Genomic DNA, 22,142 nt, shown 5'->3' on the forward strand with positions numbered 1-22,142 from the left:
GGCGTCAGACAAGCTGTTTGCTGGCAAAGAGAGGTGCTACCGAATGTGAACCATCGGTAGCACCTCTTCATGCCTCTTGTAGGATCAGACACTCACCGCGTCTGCACTCCTCACATAGACAGCCCTGCAGCGAGGGCGGCAGCCACAATCCTCACTGGCTCCTCCCCGTGCGGATCAGGACTTGAGATGATCACGCTTTCACCCTTCTTCACTCCCAGAAGCAGGATATCCATCATCGAATCAGCAGCGACTCCGTTGATAAGGATGGTGCATGGTTGTTCGCTGGCTAGCTGTGCTAAGAGCGCCGCTGGCCGAGCGTGCAGACCTTCATCGTCAACAACAGTCACCTGAGTTTGGAAGCCTTCGCTCTGACCTGTGGCTGGGGAAAGCACAACGGTGTTCTCAGGTTTGATGTGCTCACGCCACATCTCCAAGGCACTCGCCACCGTACGGACGACGGCGGCCAGCTTTGCTCCGGTTTGGGCTTTCGCCGCGCCCGCAACGCTACCCTCGAGAAATGGACCAGGTCCGATCACTCGGCGAGGGGTCCCATCTTCGGCTAACTCCGTGAGCTCGATCGCCATCTCGGCAGCCATGCGTGCCGAGCCGAGATCCGCCATGAGCACGACCCGCTCGCATGTGCTTTCCACGCGTTCACATGCTGCAAACACGGCGTTGACATCCGTACCAAAGCCGCCGACGGGTGCGCCGCCAACGGCTTCAATCTGGACATCCGGTGCCATTTCGGCAGCCAGATCCGCAACAGCCGTGGCTACCAGAGGTGAATGTGAAACTAGAACAAATCCAACGTTTGTACTCAACGTGCCGCCCTTACTGCCGCTTCGAGGATATAGGAAGAAGATACCGCTCCTGGATCTAGGTGCCCGGCTGAACGTTCACCCAAGTAGGAAGCCCTGCCCTTGGTCGCTACCATAGGCCGAGTATTCTCAGCCCCATCGGTTGCGGCCTTGGACGCAGCTTCCAACACACCTATGCAATCGGCCCCGGAGGCGGCAGCGGCAGCAGCAGCGCGGGCTGCGGGAGCCCACGCGTCAACCATCGTCTTCTCACCTTCAGTTGCCTTACCACGCATCTGAATGCCTTGGCTTGCCGCCTCAATCATAGCGGCGAGGTCACCGGGTTCCAATTGTTCTTTTGCCGAACTGGACATGCGCAGGTACGCAGTTCCCAGAAGAGGCCCTGATGCTCCACCAACCTTGGAAATCAAGGTGGTAGCAATGGTCCGGAACACCTGGGCCGGATCGCTCGCCGTGGCAGACTCGAGCTGCTTTTCCACCTCAGTGAATCCGCGGTCCAAGTTCTCGCCGTGGTCACCATCGCCAATGGCGCGATCCAACTCAATGAGTTCTACTCTGTGCTCATGGGCGGCCTGTGCCGCCAGCGCAGTCCATTGCAGAACCCAATCTGTTCCAAGTGCCATGTCTCAGAATCCCTTCCGAATCGCTGCGGTGTGAACTGGCGCATCCCACAGTTTGAGCATATCTTCTCCCACGGAGGCGAGCGTCACAGAGACGCCTTCCATGTCCAAGCTGGTGACGTAGTTGCCAACAAGCGAGCGCTCAATTGTGATCCCTAGGTCATCCAATCGCTGCGCTACGCGGCGATACACGATGTCCAGCTGGTAAGCAGGCGTGGCACCCATGCCGTTGACCAACACGATCACCCGGTTTCCAGCGGTGAACTCGCCGTCCTTGATAATTGCGTCAACAAGTTCGTCTGTCAGCGTGTCAGCGCTAGCCATCGCAACTCGTGCGCGGCCAGGCTCACCGTGAATGCCAACGCCCATCTCTACTTCGTCATCAGCCAACTCGAACCCGGGCTCACCGATGTGGGGAACCGTGCAGCCGCGCAATGCGAGACCCATCGACCGGACCTTCGCCGACATCTCCTCCGCAGCCTTCGCCACTTCATCGAGCGAGCCGCCTGCGGCAGAGACTGCCCCGGCGACCTTCTCAACAAGCACTGTGCCAGCCACGCCGCGCCTGCCGGCCGTCCAGGTGGAGTTCTCCACCGCGACGTCGTCAGCAACGAGCACGATCCTGCTCTGGTGGCCGGAAGCTTCTGCGAGTTCAGCTGCCATCTCGAAGTTAAGTACGTCGCCGGTGTAGTTCTTTACGATCAGAACCACGCCGTCGCCAGTATCTGCGCCTTCGATTGCCGCAAGAATGGCATCTGGTGTGGGAGACGTGAACATTGCTCCCGGAACGGCGGCATCCAGCATGCCATCGCCCACAAACCCGGCATGAAGAGGTTCGTGTCCCGACCCGCCGCCGGAGACGACAGCCACGCCAGATTCACGCTTTACAGCGCGGCCAACCCAGTTTGGATCGGTGTGAAGTGCAACAATTGTGGAATTGGCGCGAGCGAAGCCTTCCAAAGCTTCGTCCACTACCTTCTCCGGGTCGTTAATGAGTCCCTTCATGATGTTCTCCTATTTCTTAGCGCTGGGCTTGCACCTTCGCAAACCACAGAGCGATTTCCTTTTCGGCATTTTCAGGACAATCAGATGCATGAATGATGTTTTCGACGGAATCACTGCCCCAATCACGAGCAAGATCCCCACGAATTGTGCCGGGAGCAGCGGTTGTAGGGTCTGTTGCCCCAGCGAGGGAGCGAACTCCTTCGATGACACGCTGACCGGTAAAGATGGCCGCAACGAGTGGACCGGATGTCATGTAATCAACGATAGACGGATAGAACGACTTATCAACAAGTTCCGAATAATGCTCTGCGAGAATCTGCGGGGTGGCTTCAGCCATTCGGATGTTCTCTAGGGTGTAACCCTTGGCTTCGATTCGCCTCAGAACCTCGCCAGTGAGGTTGCGGCGCACGCCATCGGGCTTGATGAGAATGAGAATACGTTCAGAGGTCATGTGTGCCATTCTCCCATGTTTCGTTTCATATCCATTGCAAAAAGGCAGCTCCGAACGGTGGAATATGACCACAGTTCGGAGCTGCCCTGCAATTTGATTCAGTTATCCATGTTGCGCTGGTGGACCTGCTAAGCTCACGCTCCGTCAGGAGCGGGCCGTCCCATGAGGGTGCGCGCTCGCGCCACCAATTGGATCGATCCGAGGACCACCACGGCTGGGTAGGTCATCGGCTCATCCGTATCCGACTCCGCGAGCGCAGCCGCGGCGTCAATGGCGTTGGCTAGGTCGGATTCCAGATGGACCCGGTCATCTCCGAAGACGTCGCCAGCGATTTCGGCCAGCTCGTCTGCTGGCATTGCACGATCTGTTGGCATACCGGTTACCACGATTTGGTCAAAGACGGGTTCGAGTACTCCGAGGAACCCCTCGACGTCCTTGTCTGCCATCATGGCGACGACGGCGATGAGACGGCCAGGGAAGTACTCCTGAAGAGCTTCCACGGTGGCTTGTGCGCCGTGTGGATTGTGCGCGGCGTCCACCACGATTGTGGGAGAGGACCTGACCACTTCCAGACGTCCAGGTGAGGAAACTGCCATGAGGGCGTGTTCCACGACGTCGCCGGAAAGAGCGACACCGCCAAATAGTGCCTCCACAGCTGCGAGTGCCAAGGCTGCATTGTCCGCTTGGAAGCTGCCCTTGAGAGAGATTGGCACGTCCTCGTAACGTGCCGCCGGGGTCTGAATCGTCACAAGTTGCCCGCTCACTGCGGTCTCCCGTGCCACAACTTCTAGGCCGTATCCCATCATGATGAGGTCTGCCTTCATCTCGCGGCACCGTTCGAGCACCATGTCGGTAACACTCGGTTGCTGCGCGGCACTGATAACGGTGGCTCCCAGTTTGATAATCCCCAGTTTTTCTTCGGCGATCTCCTCAACGGTGGAACCGAGCCAGCGTTCGTGGTCGAGCGCAACGGGTGCGAGGACGGCGACGTCGGCGTCAATGACGTTTGTTGCGTCCCAGCGTCCGCCCATTCCAACTTCAACGACGGCGACGTCGATCGGCGCGTTGGCAAAGGCTTGGTAGGCCATCACCGTGAAAACCTCGAAAAAGCTCATACGCGGGCCACCCGACGCTTGGGACTGCGCATCAACGAGATCAATGAATGGTGCGACGTCCTCCCACGTGTCTACGAAGTCCTGGCGGGTGATTGCTTGTCCGTCAATGCTGATCCGTTCGCGCACTGTGGTCAGGTGCGGCGAAGTGAAACGACCCGTTCGAAGGCCGCGTTCGCGCAGCAGGGCTTCCACCATGCGAGATGTGGAGGTCTTGCCGTTAGTTCCCGTGATGTGGATGGCCCGGTAGGCTCGCTGCGGGTTCCCCATGAGGTCGAGGCAATCCGCCACTCGTTGAAGAGAAGGCTGCACCTTGTGTTCGGGTGCGCGGGAGACGATGGACTGGTAGATCGCATCGACCTGCGCATCGAGTTCCGTCTTTGCGGCGAGCTTCTGGGTTTCATCGACGTCTGAAGCGGCATCCGCATCCTCGTGTAGGACGTCTTCAATGACTGAAGCGTCTGGACCCGCGATGAGCCCCGATGAGATCACAGCTTTCAGGGCCGCGTCGAAGGCCTCATCCTCTTGGCTTTCACGCGCCTCTCGTTCGTCATCCGACTCAGTTCCATCGGCCACGTCGAAATCGTCAGGTGTACCTGATGTCATCTGTTTCCCCTTAGCTTCTCGCAGATGCCAATGCCGGGCGAAGAGTATCTTCGCCCGGCCCCGGCCTTAAGCCCTACAGCACCGATGGGGTAAACGCCCATCGGTGCTCGTTATTTCATTGTGTGGCACACACGTGCTCAGGCGCGGCCAAACTTTGCCACGGCAACCTGAATATCGGATGACCCGCCTGCAACTGTCGCCTCGAGGGCGAGTGTCTCACGGCTGATGAACTCCAGATGAGCTTCCACCGCAGCAACGTGTTCATCTGGGACTGTCAGGGTCAGGCTGATGCGGTCTGCCACATGGAGTCCTGCTGCCTTGCGTTCATCTTGCACAGCGCGAACCACGTCACGGGCATACCCTTCAGCCTCGAGTTCAGGCGTCAAAGTGGTGTCAAGTGAAACGAATGCACCTGAGTCAAGAACGGTGGCAACTGAACCTTCCTCAGAAACAACTTGTGTGGTCAGCGTGTATTGGCCATCACTGAGCGCAACTTCCTCATCGCCCAGTTCAAGAACGATCCCGCCTTCGGATTCGTGCCAAGCGTCCTCCCTGGCGGCCTTGAACAGCTTTGACGTCAGCTTTCGCATAGACGGGTCCAGCTCGCGCGGCAGCACTGCCAGCTCCCGCTTGATCTCCATACCGGAGGATTCTGCATCGCGGAACAGCACAGCCTTGACGTTCACTTCGCTGGCAATGAGATCCGCGTATTGGCCAAGTTCTTGAGTGGTGACCACAGTCAAGCTCTGGAGTGGCTGACGAACGCGTAGCTTGTGTGCCTTGCGTAGCGAATGAGTGGCCGAGACGATTGCGCGCACCTCATCCATTTGTGCCATGAGGGCGTCATCAGTCACGGTCGCTGGCACTTCGGGCCAATCCACTAGGTGAACAGACCGTCCACCCGTCAGGCCGCGCCACATTTCCTCACTAAGAAGGGGCAGCAGCGGCGCATTGACCTCACTGAGAACTACCAGAGCGGTGTAAAGAGTGTTGAATGCACCCGCGTCCTCATTCCAGAAGCGATCACGGGAAGTGCGAACGTACCAGTTAGTCAGGATGTCGATGTACTCGCGCACGCTCTGGCAAGCCCCGGGGATGTCATATGCGTCAAGCTGGGCCCGCACAGTGGTGGCCAGCTTCCGAGTGTGTGACAGCAGGTAGCGGTCCTGAATATCCAGCCCGGCAACCACCGAAGGATCGGACATATCAAGGTAGGTAGCGCGGAATCCCTCGCCGTGGTTGGCAGCACCCGCATACAACGTGAAGAAGTAGTACGTGTTCCACAGTGGCAGAAGGATCTGGCGCACTGTGTCACGAATGGCGTCCTCGGTGACGATGAGGTTGCCGCCCCTGACAACCGGGGAACTCATGAGGAACCATCTCATGGCGTCCGAACCGTACTCGTCAAACACGCGGGCAGGGTCTGGGTAGTTGCGCAGAGACTTTGACATCTTGCGTCCGTCGTCGCCCAGAACGATTCCATGGGAGACGCAATTGAGGAACGACGGCCTGTCGAACAACGCCGTGGCAAGCACGTGCAGGTTATAGAACCATCCACGAGTCTGGCCGATGTACTCCACAATGAAATCGCCCGGGTAATGGTTCTCGAACCAATCCTGGTTTTCGAACGGATAATGAACCTGCGCGTACGGCATGGAGCCAGAATCAAACCACGTGTCCAGAACATCTGGCACGCGCCGCATCATCGACTTACCGCTGGGATCATCAGGATTCGGGCGCACTAGTTCATCGATGTATGGGCGGTGGAGATCCACCTCTCCCTCATCGTTCATCGGCGCATGCCCGAAGTCACGCTCAAGTTCCTCCAACGATCCGTACACGTCAACGCGAGGGAATGCTGGGTCATCCGACTTCCACACGGGAATTGGTGAGCCCCAGAATCTGGTGCGGGAAATAGACCAATCGCGCGCGTTTGCCAGCCAGTTCCCAAAGATGCCGTCTTTGATATGCTCCGGCACCCACGTGATCTGCTGGTTAAGCTCAACCATCTCATCGCGGAACTCGGTCACGCCCACGAACCATGAGCTGACTGCCTTATAGATGAGTGGCTTACGGCACCGCCAGCAATGTGGGTAGGAGTGCTTGTATGAAGCTTGGCGGACAAGTTTGGCGCGTACTGAGGGATCACGGTGAGCAAGGTTTCCGGTGCCTTCCCGAAGGTCCGCGATCACCAGACGATTGGCCTCGAATACCTGTACGCCTTCGTAATCCGGCACGGCAGAGGTGAACTTGCCGGCGTCATCTACAGGCACGACGGCCCGGATGCCAGCGGTGCGGCAGACGTTCATGTCATCTTCGCCGAAGGCCGGCGCAATGTGCACTAAGCCCGTGCCATCTTCAGTGGTCACGAAGTCGCCCGCGACGATAGTCCAGGCATTGGGTCCCGGAGCTTGACCCTCGCTGCGGTCCTCGTCTGTATCGAAGTAGTCAAAGATTGGCGTGTACCGGCGCCCCACCAGATCCGATCCAGTCAAGGTGGAAACCACCTCGGGATCCTCACCTAGTTCCTTCGCGTAGGAGGCGAGCAATGCCTTGGCTAGTACAACCCGCTCCCCCGCCAGTTCACCTTCGGATGGAGCCACAACCACATACTCGATGTCGGGTCCAACCGCGATCGCGAGGTTTGAGGGCAAAGTCCACGGCGTCGTCGTCCAAATAAGAGCCAACTCGCCTGTCTCTAGACGCAAGCCCACCGTGACAGTCTGGTCAGTGCGATCCTGATAGATGTCATCATCCATCTTCAGTTCGTGGTTGGCCAATGGCGTTTGATCGTTCCAGCAATACGGCAGAACGCGGAAGCCGTCGTAGATCAGCCCCTTGTCATAGAGCTGCTTAAAGGCCCAGATGACAGACTCCATGAAGGCGGGGTTCATCGTCTTGTAGTCGTTGTCAAAATCAACCCAGCGGGCTTGGCGAGTGACGTAGTCCTGCCATTGGGTCGCATACTTCATGACGCCGCTGCGTGCGGCCTCATTGAACGCCCGGATACCGATGCCGCCTTCGCCTTCGATCTGCGACTTATCTGTAATCCCGAGGATCTTCTCAGCTTCGAGTTCCGCTGGCAGACCGTGAGTATCCCAGCCGAAACGCCGCTCAACGCGCTTGCCACGCATTGTTTGGTAGCGCCCGACGACGTCTTTCACATAGCCCGTGAGAAGGTGGCCGTAATGAGGCAGACCATTGGCAAATGGCGGTCCGTCATAGAAAACAAACTCGTTTGCTCCCTTGGGGCCGCTGGGACGGTTATCAATGGACGCCTGAAAGGTGCCGTCCTGCTTCCAGTAAGCGAGCACCTCCTCCTCGAGTTTGGGAAACTCGGGTGACGCCTGCACTGCGCCATCGCGATGGAGTGGATAGTGGGCCTGCTCGCTCATGTCTCTCCTTGGTGGAATCGGTCAGGCGAGGACGATGGGTGAACTGGCGTTCGCCACCGCGGTACCACCTCGCTTGCCGCACCAGAAGGCGTGGCCGCTCATTGGGGACTGTAACGGGTCCAACCGTTTGGTTCTACTGAGGTTTGGCGATGCGCCGCACCTGTTCTTCCAAATGCTCGCCGGTGATACCTGCACACGCGGTGCAGCCGGGTCAACACAGGAAAGATCTTATCTCACGTTATGAGTATGAATCCATGCCGCAAAACTCAAGGAGACCTAATGAACAAGCACTGCTCAGCCAAACCAAGAACCACTCAGCCGGATTGCCGCACGATGAGCTTCGGGGGAACGATGATCGAACCATCCACCAGATCGCCCGTGATTTCATCGAGCACCATGCGGGTTGCTAGACGGGCCATCTCTACACCGGGGTTCACCACTGTGGTCAGCGGAACCCGCATCTCGGAGACGTCCGGCAGATCTCCATATCCGACCAGGCGAATGTCGTCGGGGATCGATTTCCCCTTCTCCTCAACCGCACGTGCCACACCCATTGCCATCAGATCGGAAGCTGCAAAAATGCCCTCAACGTCTGGGTGTTCCTCAAGCAAACGAAGGGTGGCTTCATAGGCCGTGGTGACCGTGAAATCGGCCTCGTACACCCCCGAAGCGTCCACTCCGGCATCCCGGAGGGCTTGACGCCACCCCTCCAACCTATCGATGCCCGCTGGCATCTCAAGGTTTCCTGTGACAATGGCGAGCTTGCGGCAGCCTTGTTTGAGGAGGTGGTTGGCAACCAGAGCGCCGCCGGCTTTGTTGTCAGTGTCCACGTAGTTGGCCGTGGACATCTGCTGTGGCGGGCGCCCCACGAAAGCAACCGGCAAGTCGAGAGCTGCAAGCGCCTCGCCCACCTCGTCGTCTGTCCTGTGGGAGACCACCACCACGCCGTCGGTGTGCCCTGCTGTCAAATACCCGATATGCGTGTGGTCATGCGTGGAGGTCCGTAGCAACAGCACGAGCTGTTTGCCCGCAGCGTCCAGCACTTCTGAGATTCCACGCATGGTGGTGGCGAAGAATGGATCGCCAAACACGTGCTCAACGGTCTCAGTGAATATCACTGTAATTGCGTCCGCACGCTGCGTAGCAAGCGAGCGCGCAGCCCTGTTGGGAACATATCCGAGGTCCTTGACGGCCCTTTGGACGGCCTCCAAAACTTCCGGTGAGACCCTCACCTCGCCCCGAATTGCCCGGGAGGCTGAAGCTCTGGAGACACCAGCCGCGAGCGCCACGTCGTCAAGCGTGGGTGCGTTGGTCTTTCTTCTCATTTCGGTACCTCAACTGCCGTAGCCAGCAGCCAGAATGCAAGTGCGCTCGCTAATTCAGCACGCTCTGTAGATCCGGCCTAGATTCTGAGATGGAATTCTGTGTGATCACTTCACTGAAGAAACCGGCTGACGCCTTTGGAATCCGCTCCAACGTATCGTAGTCCACCCGAACCACTCCAAAGCGCGCGCGATAACCCTGTGACCATTCAAAGTTGTCCATGAATGACCATACAAAGTATCCGTCTACGTTTGCCCCGCCTTCGATCGCGTCATGGACAGCCGTGATGTGTTCGGCGATGTAGCGCTGACGGGTACCGGAATCGTCCACAAAACCGTGATCGTCGACGACGTCGTCGTATGCAGCGCCGTTTTCAGAGACGTAGATTGGGATTCCGGCGGGTCCCGAGTACTCCTCATGCAGATTCACCAGAGCCGTTGTGAGATCAGGGGCCCAAACCTCCCAATCCATGGCTGTGTGTGGGAGTGCTCGTGGCACCCAGCGCACGCCTTCGGTGCCCACATACGGGCTTGGCTTCGCGGTGGCCTGACTGGTGGCCTCACTGGTGGCATCGTTGCCGGCCGGCGTTGGCACATTCGCCGCTGTGCCCTCGGAAGGCTGAGTGTGTGCACCAGCGCCAGCAACCTGGCAACCGTTGTAGAAGTTCACTCCTATGAAGTCCATGGGAGCACTGATGATGCGGAAATCCTCTGGTTGCGCGATCCTGCCAAGGCCTGCACCGGCCATGCTTTCGAGGATGTCAGATGGATACGAGCCCTTGAAGATCGGGTCCAAGAAGACCCTATTCTGAGCACCTTCCACTAGCCGAGCGGCCTCCTGATCGGCCGGATTCTGCGGATCCAACGGGTTGGCCACAGTCAAGTTGACCACGATTCCCGCCTTCGCTGAGGGTGCCAGCTCCCGGATCCGTTCGAGTCCCAAACCATGAGCCAACAAGAGAACATGAGCGGCGTCCACTGCCTCCGCAGCCGAAGCCCGGCCCGGCGCATGGTAGCCGGAACCGTATCCAAGGAACGCCTGACACCACGGTTCATTGAGAGTAATGAAATGCGAAACTCGATCACCCAACTTCGCAACCACATCAGTGGTGAAATCGGCGAAGAGTTGCGCCGTCTCGCGGACCCGCCACCCGCCTCTCTGCTCAATACTCTGGGGTAGATCCCAATGCTCGAGCGTCAACCACGGCGTAATCCCTGCCTCGAGCAGTTCATCCACGAGCCTCGAATAGAAGTCCAAACCTCGCGGATTTGGCAATCCATCTGGGCGCACTCTGCTCCAGGACGTGGAGAATCTGTAGTTTGTGATCCCCAGATCCTTAAGCAGTGCCACGTCGGTTGGCATCCGGTGGTAATGATCGCATGCGATAGCGCCATCAGCGCCGCCCGAAACAGCGCCTGGAACCTTGGCGAATGCATCCCAAATTGAGTCCGTGCGTCCGTCTTCGCGGTGACCACCTTCAATTTGGTATGCCGCTGTTGCGGCTCCCCAGACGAATGATGGCGGAAAGCTTAACGTGGCCATCAGCCCTTCACTGCTCCCTGCATGATGCCGGAAACCAGCTGCTTGCCTGCGAAGACGAACAGCAGAATGAGCGGGACCGTGGATACCACCACGCCTGCCATGATGAGCGAGTAGTCCTTGAAGTAGGACGCTTGCAGCAGCTTCAACGCCACCGGAAGGGTGGGGTTGTTTGCGCCTAGGACAATCGATGGCCAGAAGAAGTTGGTCCATGATCCCACGAAGGTGAAGAGTGCAAGCATCGCAGCTGCCGGGCGGGCGGCTGGCAGAGCAACCGACACAAAGGTCCTGATCATCGAACAGCCGTCAACGCGGGCAGCTTCAATGAGTTCAAACGGAAGGGCATCACGCAAGTACTGGGTCATCCAGAACACGCCAAATGCCGTAACCATTGCGGGGACAATGACTGACACCAGTTTGCCTGTCCACCCAAGGTTCGACATGACGATGAACAGCGGAACCACGCCGAGCTGGGTTGGAACTGCCATTGTGGCAATGATGAAGACCAGCAGACCATCGCGGCCACGGAAGCGAAGCTTGGAGAACGCATATCCAGCCAGTGTTGAGAAGAACACAACCGAGATGGAGGTAATCACCGCGACGATGATCGAGTTGATAACAGCTTGCCAGAAGTTGATATCTGCGTTCAGCACGCGGTTGATATTGGTAAAGAGGTTGCCCTCAGGAATGAGAGAGGGAATGGGGTGTTGTGCAATGCTGGCCGCATCAGAGGAGGCCAACAGAACTGCGTACCACAAAGGGTAGAAACACACGAGAATAAACAGGGTCAGAAGCGCATATGTGTACCATCGCGGGCGACGATTTGGCCCGTAGCTCGCATGCTTCTGCTTACGCGAGTATGCCCTCGCTGCTCCCTTTCCAGCCATCTGCTGGACTGCCGGAGCGGAACTGAGACCGGTGCTCATCGCTTCTTCCCTTTCTTGCCTTCTCCTGACGAAATCCTTTGCGTCAGAGCGAAGTTGACCATGCCTATCAAAATGATAAGGAGGAAGAGCAACCAGGCAACTGCGGCCGCCTTTCCGAAGTCGGACTGAGCGCCCCAACCTCTTTCATAAAGGAACAGAGTAAGGGTCTGCCATTGACCGTCCGAACCTCCTCGTCCCATCGTGTCGAATGTTCGTGGTTCGTCAAAGATCTGCAAGCCACCGATCGTTGAGGTGATGACCACGAACACGATTGTGGAACGGAGTTGAGGGATTGTGATGCTGAAGAACTGGCGAACGCGGCCCGCTCCATCCACAATCGCGGCCTCGTAGAGTTCCGTGGGTATGGCTTGCATCGCAGCTAGGAGGATCAACGCGTTGTAACCGAGCCAACGAAAGTTAACCATGGTGGCAATTGCGATATGCGAGGCGAACGCGTTTGCGTGCCAACCAATTGGGTCTATGCCAATGTAGCCAATAATCGTGTTGATGAGGCCCGCCTGATCTCCAAACATCTTCGAGAAGATGAGTGAGACTGCTACAGGTGCAACCACGTATGGAAGCAAGACTCCCATTCGCCAGAACGTCTTGGCACGCAGGTTCGCATTGAGAACTGCGGCGATGAGGATCGCTCCGATGATTTGGGGAACGGACGAGAGAATGAAAATAGAGAAGGTGTTTCGCACTGCCGTGTAGAATCGCGGCTCCGAGAGAACGGATGCGAAATTATCCCATCCCACGAACTCGCCTTGGCCACCAAGAAGTGTCCAATCATGCAGCGAGACCCACGCTGTGTACAAGAGTGGATACAGGCCCACAATCGCGAAGACGATAAAGAACGGACTCACGTAGAGATACGGGGATACCTTCTCATCTATTCGACTGAGCTTCTGACGCCATGCCGCACGTTCGTGCTTGGCCACGTGCAGCTCTGGAGCCGTCAGCGCCTCGACGGCGTCTCCCACTTTCGTGGGCTCAGTGCTGGTGGTGGCGGTCTCAGGTGTGCCGCCAACGCTAGCACTCACGCTTTGAACAGAATGTGCCATTCTTTGCCTACTTCATAGGGGCGGCCCGCCCTTTATAGAGCGGGCCGCCAGATTCACAGATCAGGAGAAGAAACGCCGGTTTCTGAGTGAAACCAACTGACCAGAGATCAGCCGATTCCCAGGGCGTCGAAGTCGCTCAGAGCCTTGTCCCAGGAGGATGAAGCATCGTCCGTTCCTGAAACATCCACACGGTTCAGAGCGTCGGCAAGGATGTTGTAGATCGCGAAGTAGTTTGGACCCTTGTAGGGCTGGAGTTCAACAGCATCGGCTCGGTTGGCCAGAATTTGGCCGGTCGGAGCGTTATTGAAGAACTCGTTTGTCTGAGAGAGCAAGGTTTCAGAGGAAAGTGCCTCAACCTGAGAGGGGAAGGTGCCCTTTGCTTCGAATGCCTTGATCTGCTGTTCAGGAGCCGTCAACCACTGAGCGAGCTCAACGGCGGCATCGATGTTCTTACCTTGAGCAGGAACGGTCAGGAAGGAACCGCCCCAGTTACCGCCACCGCCAGGGAAAACATCAGCGATGTCCCAGCCGGTTACACCAGCAGCGTTGCCTTCGATAACACCGAGCATCCAGCCTGGGCACAACATGGTTGCAAAGCCGTCGTTCTGGAATGCGGCTACCCAATCGTCGCTCCACTGTTCGAGGCCGGCCGAAAGGTTGTTGTCAACAGACTGAGTCAGAACCGTGTTGTAGATGTCCTTGATATCAGTGTTGTCAGCCAAAGGAATTGGAGTTCCATCGGAGTTCTCCAACGGATTTGCCAACTGGTTGACCATGCCTTGGAAGGTAGCTACGGAGGCGTCATACCACGGGATACCCGTTGCATCCGTAAACTGCTTGCCAACCGAGAAGTATGTATCCCAGTCGCCTTCAAGCAATGCGGCCACTTCTTCACGATCAGTAGGAAGCCCGGCCTGCTCGAACAAGTCCGAGCGGTAGCATACGCCTTCTGGGCCGATGTCAGTGCCGTAGCCGATGAGCTTGCCATCGGTAGTGGTTGCACTAGCGGTCTTCCAATCGAGCCAGCGGCCTTCCACTGCATCGGAAGTTAGGTCGGTGAACTGATCCGGATACTGCATGAGTTCCGGCAGCCAGTCCACTTCGATTGCTTCAATATCAGCGGCACCTGATCCGGCGCCGAGTGCTGTCTTGAGGTTCTGCTGAGCTTCGTTAGACGTAGCTGCCTTCTTTGCCTCAATCTTGATGTTCGGATGCGCATCCATGTACTCCTGGTACAGGCCTTCGTATCCAAACTCATTGAACGTGGCGACCGTCAGAGTGATTTGCTCTGTTGAATCGCTTGTATCGCCACTGCCGGTGGTAGCGGTTGAATCAGAGTCCGCTCCAACTGAGCTACAAGCAGCAAGCCCAATGGAAAGAACGCTGAATGCCGCGAGTGCGGCAAGGGAACGTCGTCCGCGCATGAAAACTCCTTTGTTTTTCGCATGCCATGCGTACCCCCAAAAGCCAATCTCACAGTGAGAGCGCTTTCATCGCGCCGTGGTTCTCATCTGTGAGAGCGCTTTCAGGAATAACTTCATCTAATACCGTGACGGCGACCACGTCAAGTCAAATGAGAGAACTTCTCGCATTCATTCTTGCGAAAACCCATGAGAGATCCTGCAAAGAATGCAAGTGGGCATCATTCCGCAGGTCATTGATGAAGAACGGGCTTCGATGTGGCGGTTGAAACTGCCACATCGAAGTCCGCCCGAGTCGTGAAAAACCGTCATTCCTGTTTCAGTTGCTCTCACAGCCCGGCTAGATCGCCAATCAGTTCCGTCACTCGATATCCGCGAGCGCGGTGCGCGGCAGCGGTGCCGCATCCGCATCTGGAACACGAGCAACCGTCCAGCTGTTTGCCTGTGCCACAGGCCGCACCGTCACGGAATCGATGTTGACGTGGCGCGGACGCGTCAACGTCCACGCGATGACGTCCGCGATATCCTCCGCTAAGAGCGGTTCGGCTACACCCGCGTAGACGTCTTCAGCAGCTTTCTCACTGCCCAGACGATTGAGGGAAAACTCCGGAGTCTTCACCATTCCAGGAGCTACTTCAATCAGCCTGACAGGTTCTCCAACTAATTCAATCCGCAAGGTCTGGGCAATCATGAGCTCAGCATGCTTGGCTGCCGTGTATCCGCCGCCACCCTTGTAGGTCTCATGGGCGGCAGTGGAGGTTACGAACACGATGTCACCACCATGCTCGCGCATCTGCGGGAGGAAGGCTTGCGTGAGGCGAAGGGTCGCCAGCACGTTCATCTCATACATGCGGGCCCAATCATCAAGCTTGCCGCCCGCTACGGGATCCGCACCTAGTGCGCCTCCAGCGTTGTTCACCAATCCTGTGAGAGCTCCACCTTCTTGGACAGACGCCACCAACGAAGCCACACTCTCCGGGTCGGTCAGGTCTGCAGCAAAGTACTGGCAGCCAATCTGCCGCGCCAGCTCTGCGAGGCGCGCTTCGCGCCTCGCAGTGGCGATAACCTCAAAACCCTCTTCTACCAACCGCCGAGCAGTTGCCTCGCCAATCCCCGAGGATGCCCCAGTCACCAGTACCCGTCCACGTGCCATGACAACTCCCATCTAAGACTGCGCAGCTAAACCTGCTGCTCCCCCATTTTCCCACGAATACGCACTCCCCTCCACACGAGTGCTGCGCTGGGGCGATGTGCGTTTGCCACGCCATCGCCGCCTGATCATTGGCGAGATGTATTCCGCTCACGGGCGACGGCGTGAGATTCTTGAAGCAGCGCAACACTCGTTGGAGCAACACACCATCTGGAGGCATCATGTTGGGATTCATTGGCGCAGGCGCAATGGGCGGCGCGATTGTGCGTGGAGTCATCGAATCGGGCTTGTATCCGGCCAGCGAGATCTTCGTCTGTGGTTCCTCACCTGAGCGATCCATTCAAATTGCAACGCAGCTCGGTGTTACGAGCGCGCCCACGGCAACTGACCTTGTCGATGCCGTTGGGGATGACGGCATCGTTGTGATCGCGGTGAAGCCCTACGCCGTTGGCAGCGTTTTGGACTCCGTACGTGAGTCCGCCATCGCCCATAACACTGTTATCGTGTCCGTTGCCGCAGGCACCACGCTTGAGACACTGGCGAGCCACCTGACTCCCGATCAGCCCATCATTCGAACTATGCCCAACGTCAACGCAGCAATCGGGCAGTCTATGACGGCGCTGTGCGCGGGCCCAGCAGTTTCGCAGGCCCAGTTCGTGGCCGTGGAAGACGTGTTCCATGCCGTCGGTGAGATCACGCGGATTACAGAGAAGGACTTCTCCACCTTTTCGGCCCTCGCTGGTTGTTCGCCTGCCTTCACCTTTGAGTACATTGATGCGATGGCGCGCGCAGGAGTTCGAAATGGGATTCCCAAAGCACAAGCAGTCAAGATTGCTGCCCAAGCAGTATTGGGAAGCGCGCAGATGGTCCTAGTTGGACTTGAACAAGGCCTGACCCCAGCTTCGCTCGCTGACTCCGTCCAGTCCCCCGGCGGCACAACTGTGGCTGGGGTAGTGGCCCTTGAGGAAGCTGGTTTCTCCGCCGCAGTTGTTCGAGGTATCCAGGCCTCTGTTGACCGCGACGTGCAGATGCAAAGCTGAGGGTTCGGCGCCGCGCTTGCAATCCTGACTAATCCTGGAGAGTCAGAACGCCAGTAACCCCACGAATGACTACCACCGGACACTCCGGATTCTGGTTCATTGCCAAGCCCGCAGCTGCAGCAAGAGAATCAACAATTGCCTCCCCCGCTGGCGTCTCGAGATCCACGCCTGCGCTTCCCAGTGCCACATCACGCCGCCCGTACCCGCGCCGTCTCTCGCGTTCTGAGCCGGAGATAATAACAGCAGGCCTGCCGCCAAAGCGAGCTGCGAGCCCGCGCCGTATCTGAGCGGCCGCCTCGATCGGGTTCTCTGGTCGATACAGGGCCAGTTTGCGCGGCACGCTGCGAAACATGAGCAAGTTCTTTGCGTCGAACTCCTCGAAGCGTTCTGCCATCCCTTCATCGCGGGCAGTAAAACGTCCTTGAGACTTGGCCACGATCTTACCTGCGAGAACCACCACGTCGTCGCCCCATAATGAGCGCCCTCCATCCGGCCAAACCAACGCGTTAAGCGGGCCCGCGATGACGGCGGCGACGTCGTCGCCACTGGAAACTACCGGAACGCCCACGACCGGTGCGATCATGTACATGCGTTTCTCCCAACCCTGCGGTAAGAGCACCAGAAATGTGGATGAGGTACTCGCTTCTGACGTAAGGATAGCGGCGTATTGAGTGTCTCCCCGGTGCCTCTGTGGAGCGATACAGCGCACACCTGTGGCGGAGCCTGGGAAATGTGGCGACGGCCAGAACGTGGAACAATAGAGACCATGACAAAAACGCAACCATCCGAGCTCCTCGATCACACGGAGGTCCCGGACAAGGCCACATTGGAAGGACTCGAAGAACGTTGGGGTTCTCGCTGGGAAGCGGATCAAACCTACGCCTTCGATCGCACAGCGGACCGCGAGTCGGTGTACTCGATTGATACCCCGCCTCCCACGGTATCCGGCTCGCTGCACATCGGGCACGTCTTCTCCTACACGCATACAGATACCGTGGCACGCTTCCAGCGCATGCAAGGCAAGTCAGTCTTCTACCCCATGGGTTGGGACGATAACGGCCTACCTACCGAACGCCGTGTGCAGAATTATTACGGGGTGCGCTGCGATCCTTCTCTGCCGTACGAACCCGATTTTGTGCCACCTCACGATGGCGGCGATGGTAAGTCCATTAAGTTTGCAGATCAGAAGCCGATTTCGCGCCGCAACTTCATTGAACTGTGCTGGAAGCTCACCGCCGAGGATGAGGGCCAGTTTGAGGCGCTGTGGCGCTACCTCGGCCTTTCGGTCGATTGGAAGCAGCACTACCAGACCATCGGCGCAAAGGCACAGAAGGTTGCTCAGGCCGGATTCCTCAAGAACCTCGAACGCAATGAGGCATATCAGGCCCAAGCCCCCGGGTTGTGGGACGTGACGTTCCAGACCGCAGTGGCGCAAGCAGAACTCGAGGCCCGCGAATACCCGGGCGCTTACCACGCGCTGGCTTTCCATGGCACCGATGAGGATGTGGTCATTGAGACCACTCGCCCTGAACTTCTTCCTGCGTGTGTAGCCCTCATTGCACATCCCGACGACGAACGCTATCAGCACCTGTTTGGCACTACGGTCACCTCCCCCATCTTTGATGTGGAGCTGCCGGTTGTGGCGCACACCGCCGCGGAGATGGATAAGGGTGCTGGTATCGCCATGTGCTGCACCTTTGGCGATCTGACTGACGTCCAGTGGTGGCGTGAACTGGACCTTCCCATGCGTTCCGTCTTGGGCAAAGACGGCCGCATGATCCGCGAGACCCCAGAATGGATCACTTCTGAACGCGGACGTGAGATGTATGCAGAGATGGCCGGCAAGACCACGTTCTCTGCGCGTAAGGCATTGGTGGAAGCGCTGCAGGCGTCCAGCGAGATGATCGGCGAGGCCAAGCCCACGAACCGAATGACGAACTTCTTTGAGAAGGGCGACAAGCCCCTTGAGATCGTCACGTCACGCCAGTGGTATATCCGCAACGGTGGGCGCGAATACGCCGAATCAAACGGCAAGCAGCTGCGTGAGAACCTCATTGAGGCCGGTAACACCCTCGAGTTCCACCCCGATTTCATGCATGTTCGATATGACAATTGGGTCAATGGGCTCAACACCGATTGGCTCGTATCACGCCAGCGCTTCTTCGGCGTGCCCATCCCGGTGTGGTACCGAATTGCCGAATCTGGCGAGGTCTTGTACGAACACGTCATCACCCCGGATTTCGATCAGCTCCCGGTTGATCCTTCCTCCGATGTTCCTGCCGGTTTCACCGCTGATCAACGCGGGGTTCCGGGCGGATTTGCTGGCGAAGTGGACATCATGGACACGTGGGCTACCTCGTCACTTTCCGCGCAGATTGCCTCAGGATGGCTGACCGACGACGACCTGTTCCAACGCGTGTATCCAATGGATGTGCGCCCACAAGGTCAAGACATCATTCGTACCTGGTTGTTCTCTTCGATGGTCCGTGCGCACCTCGAATTTGCAGAGAAGCCATGGAAGCATGCGGCGATCTCAGGCTGGATCTTGGATCCCGACCACAAGAAGATGTCCAAATCCAAGGGCAACGTGGTGACTCCGATGGGCCTATTGGAGAAGCACGGATCGGATGCTGTCCGTTACTGGGCGGCCTCTGCCCGTTTGGGTGTGGACGCCACGTTTGATGAGCAGCAGATGAAGATCGGGCGCCGCCTTGCGATGAAGGTGCTCAATGCTTCCAAGTTTGCTCTCTCTATGGCCGGCGAAGGGGTAGCTGTGGATCTTGATCCGCAGGCCGTTACCGAACCAGTCGATCGCGCCGTATTGGCCGGCCTAGCAGATGTGGTGGATCAAGCTACGGAATCGTTCACAGCCTACGATCACACCCGTGCGCTGGAAGTTGCCGAGACCTACTTCTGGGCTTTCTGTGACGATTACCTTGAGCTCGTCAAGGATCGCGCATACTCCGAGGATCCCACGGCCAAGTCGGCGCAGGTTGCGCTGAACATTGCCATCGACACCTTCCTGCGTCTGCTCGCTCCCTTTATCCCGTTCGCAACGGAAGAGGTGTGGCACTGGTACCGCACTGGTTCAGTCCACCACGCGTCGTGGCCCACATCCGAGCCGCTGCGCGCCGCGGCGCAGGGCGGGGATGCTGAGATCCTGCGAGTGGCCGGTGAAGCGCTGACCGTGCTCCGCAAAGTGAAGTCCGAGAACAAGGTCTCTCAGCGCACCACTTATGCGAGCCTCACGGTTTGTGTCGCAAAAAGTGATCGCGAGCGCCTCGAGGCAGTCCTGACCGATCTGGTGCGGGCGGCTCATGTGCGCGGCGAACTCACAGTTGAGGATTCAGCTGAAGGTGCTGTGGCCGTGGCGGCCTATGAGCTAGATCCGCCAGAGCCTAAGAACAAGTAGGTGGCCTAGGCGCGCTGCGCGCACCGAAGGGCTAGATGTGGGGCGGGTTGGGAAATAGGTTCCCAACCCGCCCCACATTCTTCCGCGCCTCTTATGAGGCCACTAACCCTGCACCCGTTATGCCTTCACATGTGTATCGAGGAACTCAAGGAAGGTTTCATACCACATCTGAGCATTAGCGGGCTTGAGAACCCAGTGCCCCTCATCAGGGAAGTACAAGAACTTATGTCCAAGTTCCGGGCTCAAGCGCTGCAAGTCCTGCCACAATTCGAGCCCCTGACCAAGGGGCACTCGATAGTCTTTATCGCCATGGATGACCAACATGGGTACCTTGATCGCGTCCGCAGAGTTGTGTGGTGACCAGTTAGCGATTTGAGGTCCTTCACCCTCAACTTCGCCTGTCATCCACAAGTACCACGAACCGTTATCTGTGGTGCGCGCCATGGACTCGACGTTCCACAAGGCGGCGTGAGAAACAATGCACCGGAACCGGGTACCCGTGTGGCCCGCCACCCAGTTGGCCATGTATCCACCATAGGAGCCACCTGCAAAGGCTTGGCGAGCTTCGTCTATATCCGGGCGAGCAACTGCAGTATCCGCCAAGGTGAGGATGTCTGTGAACGGCTCCCTACCTATTGCATCGTGGCCACGGGAGAGCATCTTGTGGCCGTAACCAGTGGAAATCCCCGGGTCCGGAAGCAGCACCGCATACCCGCGCGCCACAAACACCCACGGGTTCCATCGCCACGTCCATCCGTTCCAGGATCCCCACGGCCCACCGTGCGCAAACACCACAATAGGATGCGGGCCTTCACCTTCAGGAAGTGCAAGCCAAGCGCGTAGCGGCGTGCCATCTTCGGCGGTAGCACTAACTTCCGTCAGCTCGCCGGGCAGCTCCAAGTCAGGCACGATTCGGGCGGTAGTCTCAGTCTCCCCTGTGTGCGGATCGATGAATACCGTTTGGTTCGCCTCGGCAACCGAGGAGCGCAAAGCCACGAGTTTTCCCTCGGGTGCAAGCCAGTGCAGAGATGAGTATGAGAACTCATCATCCGGAGTTACAAGTTCTGCGTTGCCCTCTGGAAGGAGCCGGTATATTCCACCGCGACCGCGCCGATCCGCACAGACGTATACGACGTCGTCGTCGGTCACAACGGTTTCGGACGGTATTTCATCAAAAGCAGCAGTGAGCACTGCGGAATCGCCATCTAGACTCACGCGATACAGGTCCGCCCCAAGGGCTTGGCCCGCGAGCGGAGGCAGCTCGGTCTCCACGAGAAGCCACGAGCCGTCCGAACTGAATGCGCGCGCCCACGCGTCCTCGCCGGCCGGAGCAAAAAGCTTGCGCGCCGGTTCCGAGTTATCCAAGCTAGCCAACCACACCTGAGAACCTTCACTGATGCCGGTACGGGTGGACATGGTGAGTGCCACCACCCTGCCATCGTGAGACGGAACTGCCCCGTCAAGCCTCCACTCGTCGACGGCTTCCGGCGCCTGTGGCAGCTCTACTTCTTCAAGCTCAAGTTGGGCGCCATCAACATCATCGAGATCTGGCAACGGTGCTGTGTAGAGGTGCGGCTCGCTCGGCCCGAGGTCGTGATCCCATGCGCGCACCGGGAATCGTTCGTGGAGGACACCGGAGATCTTGGCGTCGGCACGCTTCTTGGCCACGGTGTTCGACTCTTCCAAGGTCGAGGTTCCCGGCATGAGCGGGAGCGTGAGCACGAGAGACGAACGCGTTACCGCAAGAGAATCGATTCCCTCACGGTGGCGAAGGATCTCGCGCGCTTCGCCTGTTGGAGGCAGCATCCACAGCGCCGATCCTTTCTCCTCATCTGTGGCGTCCTCTCGCGAGAAGTAGACCTCACCTCGCTGCCCGATCGCCAAGAGGCTAGCCGATTTGATTCCGTGTGTCAGTGCCCGGCTCACATCAGGGTTGACCTCAACAAGTTGGTCAACGAACTCGGTGCCCGCTTCATTGATGGTGCGCCGTGTTTCAAGAACCCGCCCACTCACACGATCAGCAGAAAGGGATACGATACGGCTGGTGCGCACGAAGGCCGGAATACTGTTGAATGCTGGGTTCGAGTAGTCGGGCTTCGCGTCGGGTGTGGGAACTGCGCTCGGTTCGTCAGAATTCTGGAGGATTTGTGCCATGTCAGCCATCGTACGCGTGCATGAGAATTGGCACTCACTCCAAGCGCACCCGCCAGAGCCGCATTCACGCAAACACAAGTTACGGTATCGTAACCCTGAAGACCAG

The 22,142-nt window shown here is 58.0% G+C and carries 16 protein-coding genes; 2 read left to right on the plus strand and 14 right to left on the minus strand.

The features are described from left to right. Nucleotides 1–110: 110 nt before the first annotated feature. The 12 genes from H2O17_RS08310 to H2O17_RS08365 form a co-directional block, all read right to left on the minus strand. A complete protein-coding gene (locus H2O17_RS08310) occupies nt 111–821 on the minus strand; it encodes an HPr family phosphocarrier protein (RefSeq protein ID WP_182049262.1) in 711 nt (236 codons plus the stop codon). Next, nucleotides 818–1,441, minus strand: coding sequence for a dihydroxyacetone kinase subunit DhaL (gene dhaL / locus H2O17_RS08315; RefSeq protein WP_182049263.1), 624 nt, complete (start codon nt 1,439–1,441; stop codon nt 818–820). Before dhaL ends, H2O17_RS08310 begins: the two co-directional genes overlap by 4 nt. A 3-nt stretch (nt 1,442–1,444) precedes the next feature. Beyond that, the gene (gene dhaK / locus H2O17_RS08320) at nt 1,445–2,443 is read right to left on the minus strand and encodes a dihydroxyacetone kinase subunit DhaK (protein WP_182049264.1); all 999 of its coding nucleotides are present in this window, start codon (nt 2,441–2,443) and stop codon (nt 1,445–1,447) included. Between the two features lie 16 nt (nt 2,444–2,459). After that, nucleotides 2,460–2,894: a nucleoside-diphosphate kinase gene (gene ndk / locus H2O17_RS08325; RefSeq protein ID WP_425486301.1), complete on the minus strand. Its 435-nt coding sequence runs from the start codon at nt 2,892–2,894 to the stop codon at nt 2,460–2,462. A gap of 134 nt (nt 2,895–3,028) precedes the next feature. Further along, nucleotides 3,029–4,612, minus strand: a complete 1,584-nt coding sequence (locus H2O17_RS08330; protein ID WP_182049266.1) for a bifunctional folylpolyglutamate synthase/dihydrofolate synthase — start codon at nt 4,610–4,612, stop codon at nt 3,029–3,031. A gap of 137 nt (nt 4,613–4,749) precedes the next feature. Continuing rightward, nucleotides 4,750–8,007: an isoleucine--tRNA ligase gene (gene ileS / locus H2O17_RS08335; protein WP_182049267.1), complete on the minus strand. Its 3,258-nt coding sequence runs from the start codon at nt 8,005–8,007 to the stop codon at nt 4,750–4,752. Between the two features lie 314 nt (nt 8,008–8,321). After that, nucleotides 8,322–9,332, minus strand: coding sequence for a LacI family DNA-binding transcriptional regulator (locus tag H2O17_RS08340; RefSeq protein WP_182049268.1), 1,011 nt, complete (start codon nt 9,330–9,332; stop codon nt 8,322–8,324). A gap of 49 nt (nt 9,333–9,381) precedes the next feature. Continuing rightward, a complete protein-coding gene (locus tag H2O17_RS08345; protein WP_220456739.1) occupies nt 9,382–10,872 on the minus strand; it encodes a glycoside hydrolase family 1 protein in 1,491 nt (496 codons plus the stop codon). Further along, nucleotides 10,872–11,795 carry a carbohydrate ABC transporter permease gene (locus H2O17_RS08350; protein WP_182049269.1) on the minus strand — a complete coding sequence of 308 codons (924 nt, stop codon included), beginning with the start codon at nt 11,793–11,795 and terminating at the stop codon, nt 10,872–10,874. Before H2O17_RS08350 ends, H2O17_RS08345 begins: the two co-directional genes overlap by 1 nt. Beyond that, nucleotides 11,792–12,859: a carbohydrate ABC transporter permease gene (locus H2O17_RS08355; protein WP_182049270.1), complete on the minus strand. Its 1,068-nt coding sequence runs from the start codon at nt 12,857–12,859 to the stop codon at nt 11,792–11,794. Before H2O17_RS08355 ends, H2O17_RS08350 begins: the two co-directional genes overlap by 4 nt. Before the next feature lie 107 nt (nt 12,860–12,966). Next, on the minus strand, nt 12,967–14,283 hold the full coding sequence (locus H2O17_RS08360) for an ABC transporter substrate-binding protein (RefSeq protein ID WP_182049271.1): 1,317 nt from the start codon (nt 14,281–14,283) through the stop codon (nt 12,967–12,969). Nucleotides 14,284–14,641: 358 nt separating this feature from the next. Further along, the gene (locus tag H2O17_RS08365) at nt 14,642–15,433 is read right to left on the minus strand and encodes an SDR family NAD(P)-dependent oxidoreductase (protein WP_182049272.1); all 792 of its coding nucleotides are present in this window, start codon (nt 15,431–15,433) and stop codon (nt 14,642–14,644) included. A gap of 218 nt (nt 15,434–15,651) precedes the next feature. On the opposite strand from H2O17_RS08365, the gene proC reads away from it, so the two are divergent. Next, on the plus strand, nt 15,652–16,470 hold the full coding sequence (gene proC, locus H2O17_RS08370) for a pyrroline-5-carboxylate reductase (RefSeq protein ID WP_182049273.1): 819 nt from the start codon (nt 15,652–15,654) through the stop codon (nt 16,468–16,470). Nucleotides 16,471–16,498: 28 nt separating this feature from the next. On the opposite strand, the gene H2O17_RS08375 is transcribed toward proC, so the two are convergent. Beyond that, nucleotides 16,499–17,059, minus strand: coding sequence for a coenzyme F420-0:L-glutamate ligase (locus H2O17_RS08375; RefSeq protein WP_182049274.1), 561 nt, complete (start codon nt 17,057–17,059; stop codon nt 16,499–16,501). A gap of 177 nt (nt 17,060–17,236) precedes the next feature. Between H2O17_RS08375 and valS the strand changes: the two genes are divergently transcribed. Beyond that, nucleotides 17,237–19,882, plus strand: a complete 2,646-nt coding sequence (valS, locus tag H2O17_RS08380; RefSeq protein ID WP_182049275.1) for a valine--tRNA ligase — start codon at nt 17,237–17,239, stop codon at nt 19,880–19,882. A gap of 117 nt (nt 19,883–19,999) precedes the next feature. Here the strand turns inward: valS and H2O17_RS08385 are convergent, their stop codons facing one another. Continuing rightward, nucleotides 20,000–22,036, minus strand: a complete 2,037-nt coding sequence (locus H2O17_RS08385) for a S9 family peptidase (RefSeq protein ID WP_182049276.1) — start codon at nt 22,034–22,036, stop codon at nt 20,000–20,002. Between the last annotated feature and the right edge of the window lie 106 nt (nt 22,037–22,142).

This window comes from Changpingibacter yushuensis, assembly GCF_014041995.1.
Taxonomy (GTDB): domain Bacteria; phylum Actinomycetota; class Actinomycetes; order Actinomycetales; family Actinomycetaceae; genus Changpingibacter; species Changpingibacter yushuensis.